Source organism: Rubrivirga sp. (assembly GCF_049648075.1).
Classification (GTDB): Bacteria; Bacteroidota; Rhodothermia; order Rhodothermales; family Rubricoccaceae; genus Rubrivirga.
Window position 1 is genome coordinate 1 of sequence record NZ_JBARYR010000419.1, and the last position, 3,922, is coordinate 3,922.

Sequence of the window (3,922 nt, forward strand, 5' to 3'; positions counted from 1 at the left end):
AAGAAGGCGCCCAGCAGGCCGCCCGTCCACAACCACCACGGCACGGCTCGGATCGAGGCCAGGCTGGGGTCCGTCTTGCCGACCGCGACCATCACGCCGAATCCGATCGCGAGGACGACCGTCGTGATGATTGAACTGAAGAAGCCGACCTCGATGGGGCCGGCCAGCTTGTCGCGCAGCTCGGCGTTGAGCCCGGACTGGAGGGGCGCGGCGGCCCCAGCGACGGCCACGAGGGCGGCGATAATCCATTTCATCGGCGTACAGTATGGGAGTTAGGTGACTCATCGAGACGTCGAGGACACCGACGCGTTCCTGCGCAGACGCCGACTCGTGGGTCTCGTCCTCGAGGTCGCTCCGCTCCCCGATGCTCCGCCGCGGCGATTCCCGACCCTCACGACCGAACCAGTGCCTCGAGGTCGACGCGTCGACCTCGAGGGCGGAAACGACATGCGCGGTCCGACGTAGAACCCACTAACCCGAAACGAGGGGCCGGAGCGAGCCGCCCTCCCGTCAGCGGTACGACGACTTCCATCCCACGATGAGCACGCAGCACGACACCGCGGGGGGCGATGGGTCCCTCGGGAGCGCTTCCGACGCCGCCGTCGACATCCTCGACGCCGTTACCACCGAGGCCCCGATGCCCGGCTCGGGCCTGCCCGACCTGACCTCCGCGCCGGACGCGGTCGCCCCCGGCGACGACTTCCTCCCTCTCAAGGGCACCGACTACGTCGAGTTCTACGTCGGCAACGCCCGGCAGGCCGCCCTCTTCTACGCCCACGCGATGGGCTTCGAGGTCAAGGCCTACCTCGGGCCGGAGACCGGCTACCGCGACCGGATGAGCTACCTCGTCCAACAAGACAAGATTCGGTTCGTCCTCACCTCGTCCCTCGGACCCGAGGGTCCCATTGCCGAGCACGTCCACCTCCACGGCGACGGCGTCAAGGACTTGGCGCTGATGGTAGACGATGCCGAGAGCGCGTTTCGCGAGACGACAAAGCGTGGCGGCGTCGCCGTTCGCGAGCCCGAAACCCTCGAGGACGAGAACGGCTCGGTGACCGTCAGCGCCATCGGCACGTATGGCGAAACCATCCACACGTTCGTGGACCGCTCGAACTACTACGGACCGTTCCTGCCCGGCTACCGCGCCGTCGAGAACGACTTTTTCCAGGCCGAGCCCGTCGGGCTCATGTACGTCGACCACTGCGTCGGCAACGTGGACCTGGGCGACATGAACAAGTACGTCGACTACTACGGCGACGTCCTGGGCTTCAAGAACTTGATGTCGTTCGACGACGAGGACATCTCGACCGAGTACACGGCCCTGATGTCGAAGGTGATGTCGAACGGCAACGAGCGGGTCAAATTCCCGATCAACGAGCCGGCCGACGGCAAGAAAAAGTCCCAGATCGAGGAGTACCTAGATTTCTACCGCGGCGCCGGTGTCCAGCACATCGCGCTCGCGACAGACAACATCTTGGAGACGGTCTCCAAGCTCCGCGCTCGCGGCATCGACTTCCTGACCGTCCCCACGACCTACTACGACGAGCTCCGCGACCGCGTCGGCGAGATTGACGAGGACACCTCGGACCTGGCCGAACTCGGCATCCTGGTCGACCGCGACCCGGACGGCTACCTGTTGCAGATCTTTACCAAGCCCATCGGCAACCGCCCGACGGTGTTCTACGAGATCATCCAGCGCAAGGGAGCCCGGTCGTTTGGCAAGGGCAACTTCAAGGCGCTCTTCGAGGCCATCGAGCGCGAGCAGGAGGCTCGAGGAAACCTCTAGAGGTTCTAGATTCGGGGGTTCTGGGTTCGAGTACCCAGTTCTCTCGACCCACCGTCTTCGAGGACGGCGGGCGACAGGCTCCCGCCCTTCCTGAGGATGCTTTCCGACCTCGAGGGTTCGTCCTTGCGAACCCCGACCGCGTCAGCGACGGCGCAGCCAACCACGAACCCTGAACCATGAGCTTCTACGTCCAGCGCGGCCAGATCCCGCCCAAGCGCCACACCCAGTTCCAGCGTCCCGATGGCGCCCTGTACACCGAAGAGGTGCTGGGCGAGGAGGGCTTCCACGGGATCGGGAGCATCGCGTACCACATCCACCCACCGACCCTCGTCGAGGCCGTCGGTGAGCCTGAAGACGTCGCGGTCGAGTACGCCGAAGAGGCGTTTCTCGCGCACCGCCACTTTCTTGGCCCCAAGGTCGAGCCCGGCGGCGACTGGCTGACGGGCCGGGTCCCGATCATGGGCAACGACGACATCGTCATGTCGATGTGCGTCCCGACGGACACGATGCCGGAGGACACGTTCTACAAGAACGCGACCCACGACGAGCTCGTCTACGTCCACGACGGCGAGGGCACGTTGCGCACCGTCCTGGGTGACGTCGATTTCCGGCAGGGCGACTACGTCCACGTGCCGCGCACGCTAATCCACCGATGGTCTTTCGAGGGCGAGACACAGGCCCGACTCCTCGTGATGGAGTCGCCCACCGAGTTCCGGCCTCCCAAGCGCTACCGCAACGACATGGGCCAGCTCCTGGAGCACAGCCCGTACTGCGAGCGCGACTTCCGCCCGCCGGCCGACGTGAACCCGATCGACCTCGAGGGCCGGTTCACGGTCAAGATCAAGAAGCACGGGAAGCTCTTCCCGTTCGTGTACCGCTACCACCCGTTCGACGTCGTGGGGTGGGACGGCTACATGTATCCGACAGCGTTCTCGATCCACGACTTCGAGCCGATCACGGGGCGCATCCACCAGCCGCCGCCGGTCCACCAGACGTTCGAGGCGCGCGGGTTCGTGGTCTGCTCGTTCGTCCCGCGCTTGTTCGACTATCACCCGGACTCGATCCCGGCGCCGTACAACCACTCGAACATCGACTCCGACGAGGTGCTCTACTACGCCGAGGGCGACTTCATGTCGCGCAAGGGGATCGGCCGCGGCAGTTTCACGCTCCACCCCGGCGGCATCCCACACGGGCCGCACCCCGGCACGACGGAGGCCAGCATCGGAGCGAAAGAGACGCATGAGTTGGCCGTCATGGTGGACACGTTCGCGCCGCTCAAGCTGACCAAGGCCGCCCTCGAGATTGAGCAGCCCGACTACGTGTTGTCGTGGCAGCCTGAGAAGCACGGCCACCCGCTCCCGGACGCGGCGCCCATTCCGCCCGGCGCGACCGTCTCCGGCGATGGTGCGGTGGGCCAGGTCCCGGACTCCCCCCCGATCGACGCCGCGCGCGGCTAGACGAGTAGCTCACGGTCGACCATGCTGCCATGCACGACGACGATGTGCCCATCGGCCGCCTGCTTTCCCGGCGGGAAGCCCTCGCCGTTCTCAGCACCGGAAGCGCCGCACTCTTGCTTGGCTGTGGCCCGAACGCAGTCGACTCGACGCCCGGCACCGCAGCGTCGAGTCCCGAGTCGGGCATCTCGTGCGTCGTCAAGCCGGAGGAGACGGAGGGTCCGTTCTTCGGCAGCTCTAACCTGAACCGCGCCGACCTACGCCTGGCCACCTCGAGCGGCGTCGCCAGCGCAGGCGTACCGCTGGCTCACACCGTTGGCGTCTCGAGCGTCGGTAGGGCGGCGTGCACTCCGCTGGAAGGTGCGATCGTCAACGTCTGGCAGTGCGACGCCCGGGGTGCCTACTCAGGCTTTCGTAGCGAGGGCACGGAGGGAGCGGACTTCCTCCGTGGGTTCCAGCGAACCGACGCGTCCGGCCAGGCCTCGTTCCTCACGGTCTACCCCGGCTGGTACCGGGGCCGAGCCGTCCATGTGCACCTCAAAGTGCGCACGAGCGACGACGACGACGCGTACGAGTTCACCTCGCAGCTCTACTTCCCGGACGCGGTCTCCGCCGGCGTATTCGCTCAGCCCGCCTACGCACGTTCCGATACGCAGCGTGTCACGAACACCAGAGAAGGCGT

Annotated in this window: 5 protein-coding genes; 4 read left to right on the forward strand and 1 reads right to left on the reverse strand. The window is 66.3% G+C overall.

Annotated features, from left to right (window positions below; genetic code table 11):
* On the reverse strand, positions 1-254 hold a 254-nt coding region (locus WBA11_RS11960), incomplete at its 3' end, for a DMT family transporter (protein ID WP_424520910.1).
* 22 nt (positions 255-276) lie between these two features.
* Here WBA11_RS11960 and WBA11_RS11965 point away from each other — a divergent pair.
* The 4 genes from WBA11_RS11965 to WBA11_RS11980 form a co-directional block, all read left to right on the forward strand.
* A complete protein-coding gene (locus WBA11_RS11965) occupies positions 277-465 on the forward strand; it encodes a hypothetical protein (RefSeq protein WP_424520911.1) in 189 nt (62 codons plus the stop codon).
* Between the two features lie 172 nt (positions 466-637).
* The gene (gene hppD, locus WBA11_RS11970) at positions 638-1,786 is read left to right on the forward strand and encodes a 4-hydroxyphenylpyruvate dioxygenase (protein WP_424520914.1); all 1,149 of its coding nucleotides are present in this window, start codon (positions 638-640) and stop codon (positions 1,784-1,786) included.
* Between the two features lie 176 nt (positions 1,787-1,962).
* Positions 1,963-3,243 (forward strand): homogentisate 1,2-dioxygenase, encoded by a 1,281-nt coding sequence (locus tag WBA11_RS11975; protein ID WP_424520912.1) that lies wholly within the window; start codon positions 1,963-1,965, stop codon positions 3,241-3,243.
* Between the two features lie 29 nt (positions 3,244-3,272).
* The coding region (locus WBA11_RS11980) for a hypothetical protein (protein ID WP_424520913.1) at positions 3,273-3,922 on the forward strand (650 nt) is incomplete at its 3' end.